The sequence below is a fragment of the Paraperibacillus marinus genome (assembly GCF_046237605.1).
GTDB lineage: Bacteria > Bacillota > Bacilli > Bacillales > DSM-1321 > Paraperibacillus > Paraperibacillus marinus.
The window spans coordinates 2,070,895-2,089,737 of record NZ_CP143542.1 but is presented as its reverse complement, the minus strand read 5'-3'; the positions used below and the strand labels follow the sequence as shown (position 1 = coordinate 2,089,737).

Sequence of the window (18,843 nt, the reverse complement as noted above, 5' to 3'; positions counted from 1 at the left end):
GAATGAAGGTGCAGAATATAGTGGCTATAACCTTGTAATTTAACGCTCTCCTATAATAAAAGAATGAAAGGAAGATTCAAAATGAACAAAAATCAACTCCTGAAAGCTTATTCCATTAAAGATGTTTCAAAAAAGATCAATGTTCCTACAGGCACGATCAGACAATGGGAAAAAGACTTAAACGGCCTGCTTGTAATTCCGCGGTCTCGCCAGGGAGCTAGATTTTATACAGATACAGAAATCATGCTTCTTGCAAAAATCAAGGAAATGAGAGAAAAAAATCTCAGTAAGGATATGATCCGGATTCTCATGACCAAACATATGGCAGGGAGTTCCGAAACAGATTCCGAATCACTCGCACTAAAGCCTGTCGATAATTCTCCTGCCGTGCAGTCTGTGGAACAGACCCCTGCACCGGCAGGGCCCAATTTGGACGAGCTGTTCTCTTCCCTTGAAACATATAAGCAGAATCTTCTTTCCGAGATTAAGACTGAAATAAAAAAGCAGAACAGACAGATGCTTGAGGAGGTCCAGAACGGAATTCATGAGAGCTCGCTCAGGACGGTACAAGGCCTTTCAAAATCCATCAGCCGTGCTAATGAAAGAAGGAAAACGGAGCTGACAGAAATAGCTGAGAGCATCACTGATGCCTCCATCAGGCATTCCGAAACTGTCGCAAGTCTCTCCGAAAGCATTGCGAAGAGTTCAAAAGGCACCTATGAGCAGCTATCAAAACGGATTTCCGAATCCTCCAAAACAGCGTCCAAAGATTATAAGAGCTTAATCACCTCTGCTTCAAGCAGCCTGGACAAAGCACAGAAAGACCTGATTAAGATGACTCGTTCCCTGCAGGAGGACCAGGAAACTCTTGTCGATTCCTTTAATAAAAATATGGAACAGTTCAACCGTAACATTCAGGAGCGGGAAGATGTTTTTCAGGATATGGTCACAAGCTTCCGGGAAGTCGCTGCTGCTAAAAACAATAAGAAATGGTGGAAGATTTTTTAAAAATAACGAAAGGCTGGCGCATATACGCCAGCCTTGTTACAATTCTTCTTCTTCGATCTGGATTCCATTCCGTATATTTTTGCCATAGAAGATTTCATCCATTTCCTTTTGCAGCCTTTTGGATATGGTTTTCTGCTCCTCTTCCGGAAGGGTATCTTTGGTATATCCAAACAGATAATTATCTAAATCAAAATCCTTCAGCTTACATTTTGTATGGAAAATATTTTCCTGATAAACATTCACATCAATCATGTCATACAGCTTTTGGATGCTGACCGGGATATAGTTCTGGATCGAATCGATATCATGGTCGATGAACAGTTTATGCCCCTGGATATCGCGGGTAAAACCGCGGACTCTATAATCCATGGTCATAATATCGGTGTCGAATGAATGAATAAGATAATTCAGTGCCTTGAGTGGTGAGATTTCCCCGCAGGTCGACACATCAATATCCGCTCTGAATGTGCTGATTCCTTCATCCGGATGAAATTCAGGATACGTATGTACCGTGATATGACTTTTATCAAGCTGCAGGACCACATTATCCGGCAGCGGTCCTGGTGATTCATCATACGACTCTTCCGGCACTTCCACAACTGGCCCCTCTGATACAAGGACAGTAACGCTCGCACCCTGCGGGACATAATCCTGCTTGGCCACATTCAGAACATGCGCCCCGATGATATCGGCCACTGTTTTCAATATATGAGTCAGGCGATCTGCATTATATTGTTCATCAATATATTCCAAATAGGCCTCTCGTTCTTCTCTCGTCTTCGTAAAGCAGATATCATACATGTTGAAACTCAACGATTTCGTCAAGTTATTAAAACCATGCAATTCAATCCGCTGCTCCGGTGTCAAAGCCATATGTCATTTCCCCTTATGCATTTATTTATCGTGAATGGCTCCAATACATTTCCAAAGTAATATCTGCATACCGATTAAAAAATATACCTGTCCACTCTTACCTTTGATATATACCCTTTTTGTATGCTGAAAAAACAGTTTCAGCCATCCATGGGATAAATACGGTACTATGGACACAAGTGCTAAGGAAAGTGCCATTTGTTCTATTTCCATAAAACAAACAGGAGTCTATTCGCAGCTCATCGATAAATAGGAACCTGGACTAGACCAGGAATAAATACAATAAGGCGTGGAGCGGACTAAGGCGCAGGCAGGAATGCCGGCAAGATAAATGATGGTCATACCCGGCTGCAGGAAGCCTTATGATACATGCAGCTCCGCCCCTTTCCACAGAAAAAACCTGATGGCAGCAATTCCATCAGGTTTTTTCCTAGTTGCTATTATGCCCACCACATAGAACCAGGCTTTTCTTTGATTAACACGGATTGAAGATTTTGCACAGCCCTAGTGAACCCTTCTTCAATGGACATGATCGGATCTTCGTGTTCGATGCTTACCACATAATCGTAGCCGAATGTCCTGAGGGCACTCATCATATCAGACCATTCCTGGACACTGTGACCGCAGCCGACAGAACGGAACGACCATGCCCTGGTCTGAATGCTTCCGTAAGACTGCATATCGGTCAGTCCATACATGTTCACGTTTTCCTGGTCGATATACGTATCCTTCGCATGGAAATGATGGATGGCATTTTCCTTGCCGAGGATCTTAATGGCTGCGACTGGATCGATTCCCTGCCACCAGAGATGGCTCGGATCAAGATTGGCGCCAATGGCTGGACTGGTCAGTTCGCGTAGCTTCAGAAGGGTATAAGGAGTATGGACAAGGAAGCCTCCGTGCAGCTCCAGGCCAATTTTCACACCTTTCTTCTCAGCATACGTTCCCCATTCTTTCCAGTAAGGAACCAGCTTTTCTTCCCACTGCCATCTCAGCACATCACCGAACTCATTTGGCCATGGAGCGACCGGCCAGTTCGGATACTTTGCCCCCTCGTGGTCACCGGGTATTCCAGAGAAACAGTTTACGACCGGTATTTCGAGCAATTCTGCAAGCTGGACGGTTTTCACAAAAGTATCATGTGATGCCTTCGCGAATTCTTTATCCGGAGATAATGGATTGCCATGACAGCTGAATGCACTTATGATTAGGCCTCTGTCATCCACCTGCTTCTTATAGGCAAGCCGCTTTTCTTCGCTTTCGAGCAGTTCATCAAGCGGACAGTGATCATTGCCTGGATAGCTCCCGGTCCCGATCTCAACTGCATCAAGCCCTGCTTCCTTTACATGGTCAAGCATTTCCTCGAAGGATTTTTGAGCGAATAATACGGTGAATACTCCCAGTTTCATAGTGCTGCTTCACCCTTCCTGTTTTCTAAAAAAAAATTGATGGATTTGCCTGTTTCGCTGCTCTCATAAAGTGATTCAATAATCCGTGTCACCTGAAGGGCTTCTTCCGGCTTCACGATCTGCTCAGCGAGTCCCAGGCAGGCATCTATGAAATTCTGGGCCTGCGGCAGGCTCGGGTCATCTTCCCCGGGAATCCATGCAGCCTCACTGTTGAACAGCATGCCGTTCTTGGCATAATTCAGGCTGAACGGAAATACTTCCAGACCGCCCATATCCCCGGAAATGCTTACTTCTTCGACAACATTTTCCTTAATATTGTTAGACCAAGAAGTTTCAAGAAGGAGGGAAACTCCGTTTTCGAATTTCACATAACCAGTCACATGATCGTCGACGTTGAATGTACTCGGATCGAAATTCCCCCACTGATTTACCTGTCCGGGAATCTTGCTCAGTGTGTTATAGGCAGTGCCGGTAACTTCAGAAACTTCCGGATTGCCAATCAGCCAAACGGCGAGATCCAATAAGTGGCAGCCGTAGTCGATCAGGCTGCCGCCTCCCTGCAGGTCTTTATTTGTAAATACGCCCCAGCCCGGGACTCTTCTGCGCCTGAGGGCCTTGATGCGGACCACAAGCGGATTACCGACATCTCCTGCCAGCATGGCTTTCTTTGCGGCGATAGCTTCCTTCATGAACCTGTAATGGAAACCGATGGACAGGACTTTTCCGGCACGTTCGGCTGCCTCCATCATCGCTTCGCCTTCTTCAGCAGATAATGCCATCGGCTTTTCACAGAGAACATGCACCCCGGCATTCAGGGCGGCGATGGCTATTTCTGCATGATATTTATTCGGCGTCGCAATGACTACTGCATCCACATGGGGGAAAACTTCCTGATATGTTTCAGCGATGACCGGGATGCCGAATTTCCCTGCGGCTTCTGCCGAGGTTACAGGATTCAGGTCATACAGCGCTTCAATGGAAACCTGGTCGTGCAGCTTAATGAGTGTCGGGATATGCCTTCCTTGTGCTATTCCTCCGGCACCGATGATTCCTATGCGGAGCTTTGTCATTATTATCACCTATCTTTTAAATCAATTGTTTTTCCTTCAAGCTAATCACTTGCTTAGTTTCTGAAGATTCCAGGGCAGCCAGGATAATTCCGAGGGATCTTTTTCCTTCTTCCCCGCTTACTGGCACCTCTTTATCTTCTATTATACTCTCAACGAATTTATTGATGACCTGGGAACTGCTCTGGCCGCCTTCTTCGTTTGACTGGATCCGCCCGAGCTCATATTTTACCGTTTCACCATTATTATATTGGACGATCAGCGAGTGTTCTGGATCATCCTCCAGGCGCAGGACTGCTTTTTCCCCAAAGATAATTGTGGAGTTGTCCTCCCTGCCATAAGACCAGCTGGCAGCAAGCGTCCCGACTATCCCGCTTTCTGACTTCAAGATGCAGACCGCATTGTCGTCAACTGTACTGTTTTCCTTTGAGCTGTGTTCGACGAAAGCCGCTGCCTCGACGATTTCCTCCCCAAGAAGGTAACGGATCAGGTCAGATTTATGGACACCAAGGTCTCCCATGGCTCCAATAAAAGCTTCTTCTTTTTTAAAGAACCAGCTGTTCTTTCCATCCATACTCCAGCCTTCGGGACCAGGATGGCCAAATGCAGTCCTGAAGCTGTAGATCCTGCCGGCCTCACCATCGCTGATGAGTTTCCTGGCTCTTTGATGAGAAGCGACAAAGCGCTGGTTATGCGCAATCATCAGCTTTTTGTCATTTTGCTGTGCAGCCTCAATCATCGCATCTGCTTCTTCTTTTGAAGTTGCCATCGGCTTTTCACATAATACGTGCTTTCCAGCTTTCAGTGCAGCAATCGATACCGGGGCATGGAGATAATTTGGTGTGCAGACCGAAATTGCATCGATTCCAGGATCGTTAAGCATTTCTTCATAGTTTTTATAAGCCTTGGCTCCATATAAATCGGCCATCTCCTCGGCCCTTTCTAACACTATATCGCAAACAGCGGCAATGTCCACTTGTTTGTTTGCCGCATATTCCGGAAGATGCCTGTGCCTCGCTATGCTTCCGCATCCGACTACACCGATTTTTAAGACAGTCATTTTAAGTTCCTCCTTATTTAGCCGTAATAGTTTCGAGCGGGTGGGCATTTCCGTATACAGGCCGGCTTCTTTTTACAGGTGCAGCCCATTTAACCGCATTTTTAATCACTTTTTGTACTGCTTCATTATGGTAGGTTGGATAGGTTTCATGACCCGGACGGAAGTAGAACACACGGCCGTTTCCTCTCTTATACGTACAGCCGCTGCGGAACACCTCGCCGCCTTCAAACCAGCTGACCATCACCAATTCATCAGGGGCAGGAATATCGAAGTGTTCTCCGTACATTTCTTCTTTCTCAAGCTCGATATATTCCCCTACGCCTTCCGTGATTGGATGAGCGGGGTCTACGATCCAGATACGTTCCTTCTCATCCGCTTCTCTCCATTTAAGATCACAGGAAGTTCCCATAAGTTTTTTGAAGACTTTAGAGAAATGGCCTGAGTGAAGGACGATCAGGCCCATTCCATCAAGCACCCTCTGGCATACTCTCTCCACGACTGTTTCTTCAACCTCTTCATGGGCAATATGGCCCCACCATAATAAGACATCGGTGGAATCGAGGACTTCTCTTGTCAGCCCATGCTCCTCATCGTCCAGTGTAGCTGTCCTGACTTCATAATCTTCCTGCAGGAAGTCCGCCAGAGCCCCGTGAATGCCTTCAGGATAAATGTCCCGTACTGCCGGATTTTTCTTTTCATGTTGATTTTCATTCCATACTGTTACTTTAATCATATTTAATAAACTCCTATTCTTTAACTGAGCCTGAAGTTAAACCTGATACAATCCGTCTTTGGAAGATCAGGACCATGATGACAAGAGGGACGGTCACGACGACAGTCGCAGCTGCGATTTCACCCCAGGGAATGGTGAACTGACCCTGAAACATGGCTATCCCGACTGGCACAGTTTTGTATTTTTCTTCTGTATTGATAGTGAGTGCAAATAAAAATTCATTCCAGGAGGCTATGAAAACCAGGATGGCTGTGGTGAACATACCCGGCACAGCCAGCGGCATGATGACCCTCCAAAAAGTCTGCATCAGGGAAGCACCATCCATTTTAGCCGCTTCTTCCAAATCAGACGGAATCTTCCTGAAAAACGTAACCAGGAGCCAGATTGACAGTGGAAGTGTGAAGGTTGTATAGGGAATGATCAATCCAAGATAGGAATTGGTCAGCCCAAGATTCTTCAGGAAAATGTAAATAGGCGAAATGGTCGCGATCTGTGGAAACATGGTTACCGACAGCACAATTCCAAGAATGAATGTCTTCCCTCTGAATTGAAGCCTTGCAATCGCATAGGCAGCAAATGCGGCGACGATGACGGTATAAACCGTCGTAATGGTCGAGACCACGAGACTGTTCCATAAGTACCTTAGGAACGGATAGTCTACAAAGACAGATATATAGTTCTGGAATGTAGGATTGGAAGAAAAAGGAGTAAAGGCTTTTTCTCCAAATAATTCACTCAGCGGCTTAACAGAGCTGATGAGCATCCATAAAAAAGGGAACATCACAAAGAATACAAAAATAACTAGAAAAAGATAGAAAAAGGGACCAGGCTTCTTTTGCATTTTCTCACTCCTTAAGGGAATTTGTATTTCTACAAGTCTATGATAAAACGCTGATTGCTTTAATTGCCCCTTCCATCATTAAGAAGATCTTTTCCTAAGAACTTAATGTAAAGCATCGAGATGATCGCCACACAGATAAAGACAATTACGGCAAGTGCAGATCCTTCCCCAAAATTCGTCTGCGAGAACATAATTTTATAAGAAAGGATTGAAATGGTTTCTGTAGAATTTGCCGGTCCTCCGCCCGTCAGCACCCAGATCAGGTCGAATACCCGGAAGGCATCAAGCGTCCTGAACAGGAGGGCAACGAGTATGCTCGATTTCAGGAGCGGCAGTGTAATGTTGACAAACTGCTTCCATTTGTTCGCTCCATCGATGGAGGCTGCTTCATATAGAGATGACGGTATAGTCTGCAGCCCTGCCAGGAGCAGGAGTGACATATATGGCGTTGTTTTCCATACATCCGTAAAGATAACAGAGAACATCGCCCCGGTATCTGTTACCAGCAGGCTGCTCATTTTGTCAATGAGCCCGACATCTTCAAAAATCTTGGCAATGACACCATTCTGTCCATCGTACAGGAATTTCCACATTACAGCGGATACGGCTGTTGGTATGGCCCAGGGTATGAGTATACTCGCCCGGATCAGCCCGCGTCCGAAGAATGCTTTGTTGATCAATAATGCAATCGCAAGTCCGATCACAAGTTCAAAGGCAACGGATATCACCGTGAACGTCATGGTATTTCCGAGTGCCTTCCACATCCTCGAATCTGAAAGATTTTCCTTGTAATGCTCTAAACCGATAAAGTTTGGCTTTATAATGGAGTCTTTAATGTTGGACGCGAGCCCGACCAGCTTTTTTTCCTGGGTAAATTCGGTTTCCCTTGCTGTTTCCCTCAGTATATCAGCCACAGAACTGGTGGTTTTCAAGTATTTTTCGGCCACATCTTTATCAAGCTCCGCCATTCTGATATCCTCGCCCGGCTGTTCAAATGCGAGAAGTTTATCATTCACCTGATCATATTTGACTTTGATTTCCTTATCCTTCTGCAGCTCGGCATCAAGGTCCTCAAGCTGTGTTTTAGCCTTTTGCAGTGCATCAGCAGCATGGTTTTCATCGATCTCATCGTCAATCGTGCTGATCAGGAATGGATAACTATCCAGATATTTGACCAGATTCACACTATAGTTCAAATGAACCTCCGATTTGACCGGAGAGTTAAGGCGCAGATCGAAAAGACTGAAGTAAAAAGATTGCAGTACCGGCCATACAGCCACCAGAAATATGAGAAGCATGGCCGGGGCAACAAGTATGTATCCAGCCCTGCTTTCGCTGAGGCGTTTCTTATTTTTAGCTGCTTTCAGAGGCTCAAGGGCAGGCTGGCTGTTATTTTTGGCAAGATCATCATGTCCCGGATTTTTCATCATTTCACCCACCTTAAAGAAAATAAATTAAGGCTGCACCGGCTTTCCTTCCCCTTTTTTAGGAGATGGCGGCAGCCGGGCAGTCCTAATCAGTTGGAAACTAAGATCTTAGGATTCTAGTTTATCTTTCATTTCTTTTTCCATATTCTTCACTGCCTCTTCGACCGTTTCCTGGCCAGCGATGGCTTTTGATACATGGATCTGGATGATTTCAGATATTTCCGGGTAGTTTGGTGCAACCGGACGTGAAACAGCTGCAGCAAGACCATCCTGGAAACCTTTGTCTGCAAAAGTCGGATTTGCTTTCAAGATTTCCTGGTCATCATATAGCTTAGTGATGGTAGGAGCGTGTCCTCCGTAGATGGCATCGATTTTCTGTCCTTCTGCTCCTGCCATGAATTTAAGGAATTCCCATGCTTCTTTAGGGTGCTTGGAGTTTTTGTTGATTCCTGCCATCCATCCGCCAAGTGCTGCTGCTGAACCTTTATCTCCTGCTGGAAGCGGTGCAACACCGACATTTCCGGCAATCTTTGATTTTTCCTTGTCATTGGCACTTGCATATTCATATGGCCAGTTGCGGAGGAATGCTGTCTGGCCCTCAATGAATGCCTGGTCGGTTTCGATCTCAGTGAAGGTCGTCACATTTCCAGGGACCACATCTGATTTAGCAATCTCTACAAGCTTCTTAAGGCCTTTGATTGTTTCCGGGCTGTTTACAGCCACTTCATTCTTTTCATTGATGAACTTACCGCCATATGCCGCCACGAATTCAACTGCATTACAGACCAGTCCCTCATATTGCTTGGCCTGCATAACATACCCAAACTTCGTGCCGCCCTGGCCTTTTTTGGCTTTAGCCTGTGTCAGCAGGTCATCCCATGTTTTAGGAACCTCGGAATCTTTCACTAGATCTTTACGGTAGAATAATAGTCCGGCATCTACAAACTTAGGAAGAGCCCATTGCTTGCCGTTGAACTGGGCTGCCTTCAAGGCACCCTGGTTATATTCCTTAAGGTCTACGCCGTCCTGCTCAATGAAGCGGTCGAGCGGAAGAACATAATCAGCCTGGGCAAATTCTGCCGGCCAGATAACATCCATGTCAATTACGTCGATCTCGGAGGATTTAGCGTTGAAGGCGGTCACATAAGCATCGTGCTGCTGTCCGGTATCAGCAGGCATTTCCCTGAATTTTACATCAATGTTCTTGTGCTTCTTCTCGAACGCTTCAACCATTTTTTCTGTACCTTTGGTTACATCCTTGCCTCGTGCATAGATGATGGTGACTTTCTCGCCTTTTTTGCTGCCGGAAGCTTTTTCTTTTTCACCTTCCGAACTGCTTTGGTCGCTGCTGCAGGCCGAAAGCGCTAGAGATAATGTTGCAAAAACTGCTAAAAGTTTAGTCTTTTTGGTCTTTTTCATACAGATTTTTACCTCCTAGATAATTGAATTCCGCTGGGTGGAACCTCTGACGATCAATTCAAAAGGCAATAATATCTCTTGGTATGACAGTTCTTGTTTATGCAGGATTACCTCTATCATCGTCTCCATAGCCTTAGTCCCCATCTGCTTGATAGGCTGTGCCACAGTTGTAAGGGGGGGATCGATAACGCTTGCTATGGGCTGGTTGTCAAAGCCAGCCACTGCCAGGTCGCCTGGTATGCATATGCCTTGTTTTTTTGCTTCCATGATAAACCCGGTTGCCACCTGGTCACTTCCGGTGAAAATTCCGTCCGGCCTATCTTTCAGTCCGGCCAGATACCTGAGGGCACGTCTTCCATCTTCAATGTCATACACATTGTTGATAAACCATCTTTCATTGATGGGAAGGCCGTTCTCCTCCAGCGCCTGTTTAAAACCGGTTTCCCTCTCAAGCGCTACACTGCTTTTCTTCTCGCCGTATGAATAAGCAATTTTTCTGCAGCCCTGCTCGATCATATGCCGGGTCGCCAGGTACGCAGCCTCCGTATTATCCATCCGCACTGCCGGAACACCGGCTTCACTACTCTGTTCATTGCAGAGGACAATCGGTCCGAACTTCGAGTAATCCGAGATAATGTCCCAGTCATTTTCACAGGAAGTCAGGATAAGCCCATCCACTTGCTTTTTTTTTAAAAGATCAAGGAAATTAAGCTCTTTTTCCCTATCGTAGCGCGTCTGACAGACAAGGAGCTGAAAATCGTTCCGGGTCGCCACCGTATCCATGGCTTCAAGAAGATAAGCGAAAAACGGATTGGTTAAAACAGGAACCAGGATGGCGATCGTATCTGTTTTCTGGTTGCGCAGCCTCTGTGCCGTAGTATTTGGCACATAATTCAATTGTTCCATTGCATTCAGCACAAGCTTTTTTTTCTCTTCGCTCACATTGGGATGATTATTGATCACCCGTGAAACTGTTGCCCTGGAAAGTCCCGCTAAATTGGCCACATCTGAAATAGTGGACAACGCTATCCCCCTTTTCCCTCCTTTTGCATCGCATGCAAGTTATTGTAGTAACCGTTTACAATTTTAATGTACTTCACATTGAAATCGATTTCAAGCGTTTTATGCAAGATTTAAATAAATTTGTCTATACAGGTTTTGACAGTTGTAGATGCAGGTAGTTGCAGGCTGTGTGAAAAGCGGGAACCGGTACGGGTAATTGAAGGGAAAAAACATAGTAACGCCGGGGGTTCCAGCCTTTTTGATAGGTTAGCGTTTCATACGACTTATGAATGGCTTTTTCGATTATTCTCTGCTCAAAGAGGCCATCACACTCACGATGAAGGACTTTTCAATTCGATTTCCTGCTCAAAAGGTCCTTCATACCCACAATGAAGGACATTTTAATCCAATCTCCTGCTCAAAAAGTCCTTCATACCCACAATGAAGGACATTTCAATCCAATCTCCTGCTCAAAAAGTCCTTCATACCCCCGACGAAGGACTTTTCAATTCGGATGCCTGCACTAAATGTCTTTCATATGATTTTGACCTCAATTTAACGAACCCAGTTCAATCTACTAAAAAAAACCGATTATCCTGTGTGCCCCAGTAAACCGGTCTGTAACAGACTGCTCTTTTTCCATAGTACTATTCCCTGCTTTTCTAATGCGGCAGCTGCTTTATCCCTTTCCAGTATGACGTGCACTGCTAAGATGAATTTTGTAAAGATCCTTCAGGATATAAATTGAAAAGACCGTCAGGAGGGCATGCAGGAAAGTGCATAATAAGAACAGCCAGTCCGGCGCACTATGTATGGAGAATGAAAAGTAGAGCGCTGTCCCTATAAGGAACCAGAGGACTCCTTCCAGACAGACAGCCAGGAGGAAAAAGAATATGTAAGGCAGGATAATGCTGCGCTGATCCACAAAACGCAAAGTGAGGCCTGACCATAAAAAGGATATTGTCCGCTGTCCATAAAACATATTATCCACTCCTAGTTAGCAATTTTGCATAAAACCAAAATTGTCAGAATAATAGTTCTTTTTAGTATTCATAATGATTTTTTAAAATATAGTTGGAAAGTGCCCACTATTCTTATATATTATTTTCATACCCAAAAAATTCCAACAGAAAGGACGGCAGGAAAAATGAATATCATGTCTTTTCATAGGACAATCCAGATCAGACTTTTAGAGTCCTTTTTAGGCTCCATGATCGGAAGCATGATCTTTCCTTTTATGGCGATATATCTGTCTCATTATTTCGGGACCAGAAATGCCGGCCTTCTACTGCTGATTAATGTTTTCATCGGCATTCTAATCAATTTCTTCGGCGGGTATTTTTCTGATCAATTCGGCCGCAAGAAAATCATCGTGTTTGCAGAAAGCCTTCGCTTTTTAGCTTTTTTCTCCATGATGCTGGCAAATTCACCATGGTTCCACTCACCTGCGCTTACGTTTGCCATGATGACCGTCAATAGCATCTGCTGGGGCCTTTCCGGACCTGCCGGACAGGCGATGCTGATGGATGTCAGCAGGCCAGAGGAAAGGAAATCCATGTACTCCATCCTCTACTGGGCAAACAATCTATCCATTGCTATTGGAGGAATACTTGGCGGATTTTTGTTCAAGAATTACCTATTTGAGCTGCTGACCGCTTTGACGCTGACATCCCTCCTGACCTGGGTGCTGATCACGTTCTTTATAAGTGAAAGTTATACACCTGTAAAGGCAGGAACCATAAACCTAAGAGGCCAGGCAGCCAAAATGCTTTCTGCCTATCAGGAAGTATTCCGGGACCGTGTGTTTGTCATCTTTGTCCTGGCCGGCCTCCTGGTCATTTCCATGGAATTTCAGCTCACCAGCTATATCAGCATCAGGCTTGCTGCCGAGCTTCCGCAGCAGCACCTTTTCGGATGGTCGTTTGACGGGTTGGAGATGACCGGTTTTTTAAGAACAGAAAATACGATCCTTGTTGTTTTAATGGCTCTGTTTGCGGCACGCCTTGCAGGGAAATGGGAGGATCGGAAAGTCCTCCTGAACAGCTGCATTATATTTGTTGCCGGATATGCCGTCATTTCCTATTCAAACAATATCTGGCTGCTTTTTGGAGCGATGCTCGCGGCGACGGCAGCAGAAATCGTCCGTGTACCCGTGCAGCAAAATTATATGGCCTCCCTTCCACCCGAACACGCGAGAAGTTCCTATATGGCGGTTTCAGGACTGACCTTTAACCTGGCCATGCTGATCTGCTCCTTAACGGTCACAATCAGTTCGTTCCTATCAAGCTTTGCCATTACCATTTTCATAACAGCAATGGGGATCTTCGGGACCCTGTTATATGCCCTGATCTGCCCGGAGCTTGACCAAAGGGCTGCCGGTGTACAGCAGAAGACAGCAAGCGAGGCTTGAATTTCATAATAAGCTGGACCCAGAAGGTCCAGCTTACTATGCCTTTACGTACACAATTTTTCTTTTGTCATTCACTGTAATAAGCCTTTCCGCCATTCCCACAAAAAGACCATTTTCTACGGCCCCTGGTATCAAATTGATTTCCTTTTCAAGTTCACCGGGATCGTTGATCTCATTGAACGAACAATCGATAATATGGTTGCCGTTATCCGTTACAAAGGAGCTGGCCCCCTTCATGCGGACCTCGGTTGCACATCCCAGTGCCTTCAGATGTTTTTCTGTCATTTCCATACCGAACGGGATCACCTCAACCGGGAGTTTTACACTGGCCAGATTCCTGACTAACTTGGAGCGGTCTGCAGCTACGATAAATCTCTTGGCTGCCCTTGCCACGATTTTTTCCCTGAGCAGTGCCCCTCCGCCTCCTTTAATCATATTGAGATGCTGATCCGAGGCATCTGTCCCATCAATGGCCAGATCTATGGATTCTGCTTCCTTGAATGCAAGGAGCGGAATCCCAAGCTCCCGGGCAAGTTTTTCTGTTTCCTTCGACGTAGGGATCCCCCTGATATTCAGGCCATGATTCCTGATTAAATCCGCCAGCTTCAGCAGGGTATAATAAATAGTGCTCCCTGTCCCAAGACCGACTATCATGTTATTTTCAACATATCCCGCTGCCTCTTCGCCTGCCAGCCGTTTGCTTTCCATGAAATCCCCCCTTCTTTTGATTCTCTTATTTATGTGGAAATGGGGCGGAGCTGCATGTACCTTGAGGCTTCCTCCAGCTGGTGTGTACATGCATTACTGCCCGCGCCTTGCTCCGCTCCACCGCCTAATTGAATTTGTTCCTGCACTTATTTCGTTCATTTCCATGCATGATCTGCGAGTAGAAAATTTATGTTTGTTTTTATTCCTCAGGCCTTGGCCCGGCATCCAGTCCACTGTTTTCAACCGTCTTGATCGGCCTGATGGTAATATCACCTGAAACAGCCATCTGGCATGATAACCGGAGCTGGTCATCGATTGTATGGTCCATCATCATCATTGCTTTCTTTTTCGAAATTTCCTGGTAATCCCCTTCCAATACCTCTACCCTGCATGTGGTGCATTTCGCTTTTCCTCCGCACCGGTGCAGGATGGCGACGCCGTTATCCTCAAGTGCAAGGACCAGCTTACGCCCGGCAGGAACGTCAAACTGCCCGAAGCCGACAGCAGTAACTATTGGCATGGTGTTCCTCCTCCCTGAATTTCAGAATGATGTATCTTTATTGTTCCCTTTTTTGGAGGGCGGTAAAATACTTTGGAAGAAGTTATTGCTAAAAGTCGGTTACAGCATTTCTTCAGCTATCAGGCGGTAGGACTCTATTCTTTCGCTGTAAGTCGGTGCCATCGTGATGATCATTAATTCTTCCAGAGAATGTTCCACTGCAAAAGAGAGCAGTTTTTCTTTTACTTCCATTGGATTTCCTGTGATGGTTTTAGAATCTTGAGCTTCCCGTTCTTCGTCCGCTGACCCCGTCGGTTCATGCATTTTCCTTACCCTCTGCATTTCATGCCTGATTTCATCGGCCCGCTGCCTGTCCGATGCACAGATCACGGAGACAGCTGCTATAACTTTCGGTTTATCATTGCTTTTCCGCGGCTGGTAATGTTCCCGGTATAGACGGATAACTTCGTTTGTATCCGCATCGCTCATGAATTGCCCAAACACATAGGGAGAACCGGTTTCTGCAGCGAGCAGGGCACTCTTTTTGCTGGTTCCTAGAAGCCAGGGCTCTGGCGTGATATCAGGCACGGGAGAAGCCTTTATTTTAGAGAACATGGAAGAGCCGGGAAAATCACGATCCAAAAAATGAAGAAGCTCCCTATATTTATCCGGCATCATCCGGACCTGTTCCAGGAAATTATCAGATAAAGCCATGGATGCCTCGGCAGATCCGCCCGGCGCTCTCCCGATTCCGAGATCTATTCTCCCAGGAAACAGGACAGCCAGCAGATTAAAGCTTTCAGCTATCTTGTAAGGTTTATAGTGCGGCAGCAGGACAGCGCCGGATCCGATTCGGATGGATTTTGTTTTTGTGCCAATATAGCTCAGCATCACTTCCGGCGCAGGACATGCAAGTCCGCCTATGTCATGGTGCTCCGCAATCCAATACCGGGAATAGCCAAGCACTTCCCCTGCAGCGGCGAGTCTTGCCGCTTCATTCAACGCAGTGTTTGCGTCTGATCCTTCAAGGATGGGTGCCTGATCTAAAATACTAAGTTTCATCCTGTCACCCTTCCTTAACAACTTTATTTATTATGATCTTTTGCCGCCGTTTAAATCTCCTTATTTCCCTGCCTGCCGTTTATCTCATAAGTGGCTGTAACACTCGCGTTCAAGGAGTTCGAAACAGAGCAGTACGTTTCCTTCGAGAGCTTGATTGCCCTGGCTACCTTTTCCTCAGGGAGCTCCCCTTCAAGGACATAGTGGATATGTATGGATGTAAAAACCTGAGGGTATTCCCTGGCCCTTTCACCATCAATAACAACCTGGAGTGAATCTGGATTCAGCCTCATTTTCTGCAGGATGCTTATAATATCAATGGCTGTACAGCCGGCAGCCGCATTCAGGAGGAGCTCGGTCGGCCTGGGTCCGGAGTTTGTTCCGCCCGATTCAGGCGCAGCATCCATTTTGATTTCATGCCCTGATGGTGTTATACCCGTAAAGGACATTTGTCCATTCCAGCTTATTCGATTTTCCATTACTCTTCCTCTTTTCTGATTGTTAGGTTGGTCTTTTGTATCATTAACAAATTATACATCTAAAATGTATATACGGCTTTCAATATGAAAAAACCTCCCGCGGCAGGAGGTTTTTTCGCTAATAGGCTTTTTTCAGTCCCTCAACAATTGCAGAAGCGGCTTTTTGATTATAAACTGGATCCTCAATGGCGTTCATATCTCCCATACTGGTAAGGAACCCAAGCTCAATCAGGACCCCTCGCTTATTGTTCTCTCTCAAAACATGGAAGTCGCCGAAATGAGTTCCTTTTCCGGGCAGGCCGGAATAGGCTGTGAGGCTCTCACCAATGACGGAAGCGAGCTGCCTGCTGTCGCTGCCATAATAATATGTACTAATGCCGCTGGCCAGATTGCTGCCGAACGCATCATAATGCAGGCTGATGAACGCATCTGCACTAGATCTTCTGCTGATGGCGGATCTCTCTTTAAGGGAGACATCACGATCGCCATTCCTGGTCAGGATAATTTCTGCTCCTTCTCTTTTTAACAGTTCTGCGAGTGCAAGGGAAGCTTTTAAGGTGAAATCTTTTTCGTGCCGTCCATTAAAGGCAATCGCTCCCGGATCCTGGCCACCATGTCCGGCATCTACAATGAAAGTCCTGCCTGCAAGGCCTGCTTTTTGTAAATGTCTCTTTTGCTCAGTTCCGGCATATTGACTGGACATCCAGGCACTTCGCCCAGAACCTAGATTAAGCTGAAGCCATCCTTTTGTTCTTGATATAACAGGATAGTTTTTTCCAGTCCCGGCTGTCCCAATGATCCTGTATTCCGTTCCAGGGCCGGTCCGGAGGCGCACATCGGTACCTCTAACAGTGATTTTCCCCGTTCCTTCTGCTGAATCTGCCAACGAATCATGCGCCGAAGGAGAATAGAGAAATTGAGAGGCTATCCATCCTTGTTTTCCATTAAACAGAATTCTTGCCCAGCCATTCTGGACGGTTTCGACTACCACATTCGTTTTGTCAGAAAGAGACCCTATGACCGGGGCTTCTGAATATGGTGCACTTCTGATATTCAGTGAGTCTGCCCCGACCCGGTAAACAGTTCCTTCAGCCTCCCCGGACATGACGGCCATTCCTGACAATACACTGGTCAGCAAGAAAGCCGCTATCATCTTCTTAATCATTTCTTCCCTCTTTTCATTCTATTCTGCCGCTATTTAATGGTAGCAACTCTTTTAGGAAGGATGGTAGCAAGAAGAATAGGAATTGGAAAAATGAGTTTTACGGACTAGAATATGGTGTTGATAACCATATGTCCGGCATGACTTTCGCAGCCCTAATTGGGATATTCTTGAAGGTTTGAAAAAATGGTCCTTCTGGATATATATGAATTTTACGGCCTTAATTCGATGGATCCATAACGGGTTCTTCTTCAGGCATCATCTCAAGCTCCTCAATGGCAACTGCCCTGGTATGTTCCGTGTGGCTCCATTCCCTCTGGTTCTTTTTGATGAATCCAAGAATGGTCACGGGGATCCAGGAGAGGCCGAACAAGTAGGAAATGAGAAACCAGTGAAGCTTGTTCCCTTTCTTTTCAAGGATCATGGCCGTAATCGGCAGGGAGAGGTAGGCAGCCATAAAGACTCCATAAATCCACCCATCCAGCAGAATGGACCGGTCAATCATACTGCCAAGATATCCGTCTGGATGATATACGCCTGTATAAGAAAGAATTCCGGCAGCCATCAAAATTAAAGCCAGGATAGAACGGGAGGGCATAATCAAATAAATGGCAGAATCGATGAGCATGAAGCTCCTCTTTTTTACACCCTCGATCACTAAAGGAAGGGCATATCTGGTCATGCAGTCAAAATGGCCCTGCATCCAGCGGATCCGCTGTCTGAAAGACTGGGCAAACCCCAGGGGCTTTTCATCATAAAGCTTGGCATCATGCGCCCAGGCCACCCGGTTTCCGCTTTTCAAAATATATCTCTGGGTGAATTCCAGGTCTTCAGTGAGCGAGGTCGCACCCCAGCCGATTTCCTTTAAAACCTTGGTCGATACCGTCACTCCTGTTCCTCCGAGCTGCGCCGACAGGCCAAGGTGCTCCCTTACAAGCTGATATATACGGTTTGTTGACCAATAGGCAAATGAATAGGATTTGGTTACCCATGTGTCCTCCGGGTTCTTGGAGTCCAGATAGCCCTGTACGACATCGTGTCCTTCTAATAGCCTGGAATTAATGATCTGAAGAAAATCCCTGCTCACCAGGTTGTCTGCATCAAACATGACCACAGCATCGTAAACTTTCCCCTCTTCCTCCATGTCCCACAGCTTCTGGAACATCCATTCCAGGCCAAAGCCTTTCCCCCTTTTTTCAGGATCATGCCTTTCCATCGCAGCCGCACCAGTTTGCCTTACCTTTTCGGCAGTCCGGTCACTGCAATTGTCACAAATCACATATACATCATACAATTCTTTTGGATAATTCATGGTTTTCAGGTTGTCACATATCTGGCCAATCACATTTTCTTCATTATGAGCGGCCACCAATACGGCAAATTTGGTCCGGGGACTTCGGATTTCTGCTTTCTTGACTCTTCTTAATCCTGCATAGCTCATAATAGTCTGATAACCGACAAAAAATAAAGAAACCGCCTGGACGCCTAAAAGAAAGGTGTAGAGGCCTGCGTCAGCAGCTGCCATCCATCCGTGTGTGATGATTCCATAGACAGCGGTTACAAGCAAACAAAGAAACAGAAGGAAAATAATCATAGAAACACTCCTGATTTAATCTAGCTTTCTATGTAAGCCTGCCCACCAAAGAAGCATTTTAGTCTCTATCTTTGCCGTGGATTTTGTTATAGA

General features: G+C 46.0%; 18 protein-coding genes. 2 read left to right on the top strand and 16 right to left on the bottom strand.

All coding sequences use genetic code 11. The annotated features are described in order from the left end of the window. The first annotated feature begins 81 nt into the window (after positions 1-81). On the top strand, positions 82-1,008 hold the full coding sequence (locus tag V1498_RS10645) for a MerR family transcriptional regulator (protein ID WP_409298890.1): 927 nt from the start codon (positions 82-84) through the stop codon (positions 1,006-1,008). 36 nt (positions 1,009-1,044) lie between these two features. Here the strand turns inward: V1498_RS10645 and speD are convergent, their stop codons facing one another. The 10 genes from speD to V1498_RS10595 form a co-directional block, all read right to left on the bottom strand. Continuing rightward, a complete protein-coding gene (gene speD, locus V1498_RS10640; RefSeq protein ID WP_409298888.1) occupies positions 1,045-1,881 on the bottom strand; it encodes an adenosylmethionine decarboxylase in 837 nt (278 codons plus the stop codon). 440 nt (positions 1,882-2,321) lie between these two features. Next, a complete protein-coding gene (locus tag V1498_RS10635; protein ID WP_409298887.1) occupies positions 2,322-3,290 on the bottom strand; it encodes a sugar phosphate isomerase/epimerase family protein in 969 nt (322 codons plus the stop codon). Then, a complete protein-coding gene (locus tag V1498_RS10630; RefSeq protein WP_409298885.1) occupies positions 3,287-4,360 on the bottom strand; it encodes a Gfo/Idh/MocA family protein in 1,074 nt (357 codons plus the stop codon). The genes V1498_RS10635 and V1498_RS10630 overlap by 4 nt, the downstream gene beginning before the upstream one ends. A 16-nt stretch (positions 4,361-4,376) precedes the next feature. Next, positions 4,377-5,417, bottom strand: a complete 1,041-nt coding sequence (locus V1498_RS10625) for a Gfo/Idh/MocA family protein (RefSeq protein ID WP_409298883.1) — start codon at positions 5,415-5,417, stop codon at positions 4,377-4,379. A 13-nt stretch (positions 5,418-5,430) separates the two neighbouring features. Further along, on the bottom strand, positions 5,431-6,150 hold the full coding sequence (locus V1498_RS10620) for a ThuA domain-containing protein (protein ID WP_409298881.1): 720 nt from the start codon (positions 6,148-6,150) through the stop codon (positions 5,431-5,433). A 13-nt stretch (positions 6,151-6,163) separates the two neighbouring features. Further along, positions 6,164-6,991, bottom strand: a complete 828-nt coding sequence (locus V1498_RS10615) for a carbohydrate ABC transporter permease (RefSeq protein WP_409298879.1) — start codon at positions 6,989-6,991, stop codon at positions 6,164-6,166. Positions 6,992-7,050: 59 nt separating this feature from the next. Beyond that, entirely contained in the window at positions 7,051-8,289 is a 1,239-nt protein-coding gene (locus V1498_RS10610; protein ID WP_409299253.1) for a carbohydrate ABC transporter permease, read from the bottom strand. Between the two features lie 237 nt (positions 8,290-8,526). Next, a complete protein-coding gene (locus V1498_RS10605; protein ID WP_409298877.1) occupies positions 8,527-9,837 on the bottom strand; it encodes an ABC transporter substrate-binding protein in 1,311 nt (436 codons plus the stop codon). Between the two features lie 15 nt (positions 9,838-9,852). After that, complete coding sequence (locus V1498_RS10600) at positions 9,853-10,860, bottom strand: LacI family DNA-binding transcriptional regulator (RefSeq protein WP_409298876.1); 1,008 nt, start codon at positions 10,858-10,860, stop codon at positions 9,853-9,855. Between the two features lie 658 nt (positions 10,861-11,518). Further along, the gene (locus V1498_RS10595; protein WP_409298875.1) at positions 11,519-11,821 is read right to left on the bottom strand and encodes a hypothetical protein; all 303 of its coding nucleotides are present in this window, start codon (positions 11,819-11,821) and stop codon (positions 11,519-11,521) included. A 174-nt stretch (positions 11,822-11,995) separates the two neighbouring features. On the opposite strand from V1498_RS10595, the gene V1498_RS10590 reads away from it, so the two are divergent. Continuing rightward, a complete protein-coding gene (locus V1498_RS10590) occupies positions 11,996-13,249 on the top strand; it encodes an MFS transporter (protein ID WP_409298873.1) in 1,254 nt (417 codons plus the stop codon). A 36-nt stretch (positions 13,250-13,285) separates the two neighbouring features. Here V1498_RS10590 and rpiA read toward each other — a convergent pair whose 3' ends face one another. The 6 genes from rpiA to V1498_RS10560 all read right to left on the bottom strand — a co-directional run bounded on the left by rpiA (position 13,286) and on the right by V1498_RS10560 (position 18,750). After that, positions 13,286-13,957 (bottom strand): ribose-5-phosphate isomerase RpiA, encoded by a 672-nt coding sequence (gene rpiA / locus V1498_RS10585; RefSeq protein ID WP_409298872.1) that lies wholly within the window; start codon positions 13,955-13,957, stop codon positions 13,286-13,288. Between the two features lie 199 nt (positions 13,958-14,156). Continuing rightward, positions 14,157-14,477: a 2Fe-2S iron-sulfur cluster-binding protein gene (locus V1498_RS10580; RefSeq protein ID WP_409298870.1), complete on the bottom strand. Its 321-nt coding sequence runs from the start codon at positions 14,475-14,477 to the stop codon at positions 14,157-14,159. 99 nt (positions 14,478-14,576) lie between these two features. Next, a complete protein-coding gene (locus tag V1498_RS10575) occupies positions 14,577-15,518 on the bottom strand; it encodes an LLM class flavin-dependent oxidoreductase (protein WP_409298869.1) in 942 nt (313 codons plus the stop codon). 50 nt (positions 15,519-15,568) lie between these two features. Further along, positions 15,569-15,994: an OsmC family protein gene (locus V1498_RS10570; RefSeq protein ID WP_409298867.1), complete on the bottom strand. Its 426-nt coding sequence runs from the start codon at positions 15,992-15,994 to the stop codon at positions 15,569-15,571. Between the two features lie 118 nt (positions 15,995-16,112). After that, entirely contained in the window at positions 16,113-17,159 is a 1,047-nt protein-coding gene (locus tag V1498_RS10565; RefSeq protein WP_409298865.1) for an N-acetylmuramoyl-L-alanine amidase, read from the bottom strand. A gap of 217 nt (positions 17,160-17,376) precedes the next feature. After that, positions 17,377-18,750: a glycosyltransferase family 2 protein gene (locus tag V1498_RS10560; protein ID WP_409298863.1), complete on the bottom strand. Its 1,374-nt coding sequence runs from the start codon at positions 18,748-18,750 to the stop codon at positions 17,377-17,379. Positions 18,751-18,843: the final 93 nt, after the last annotated feature.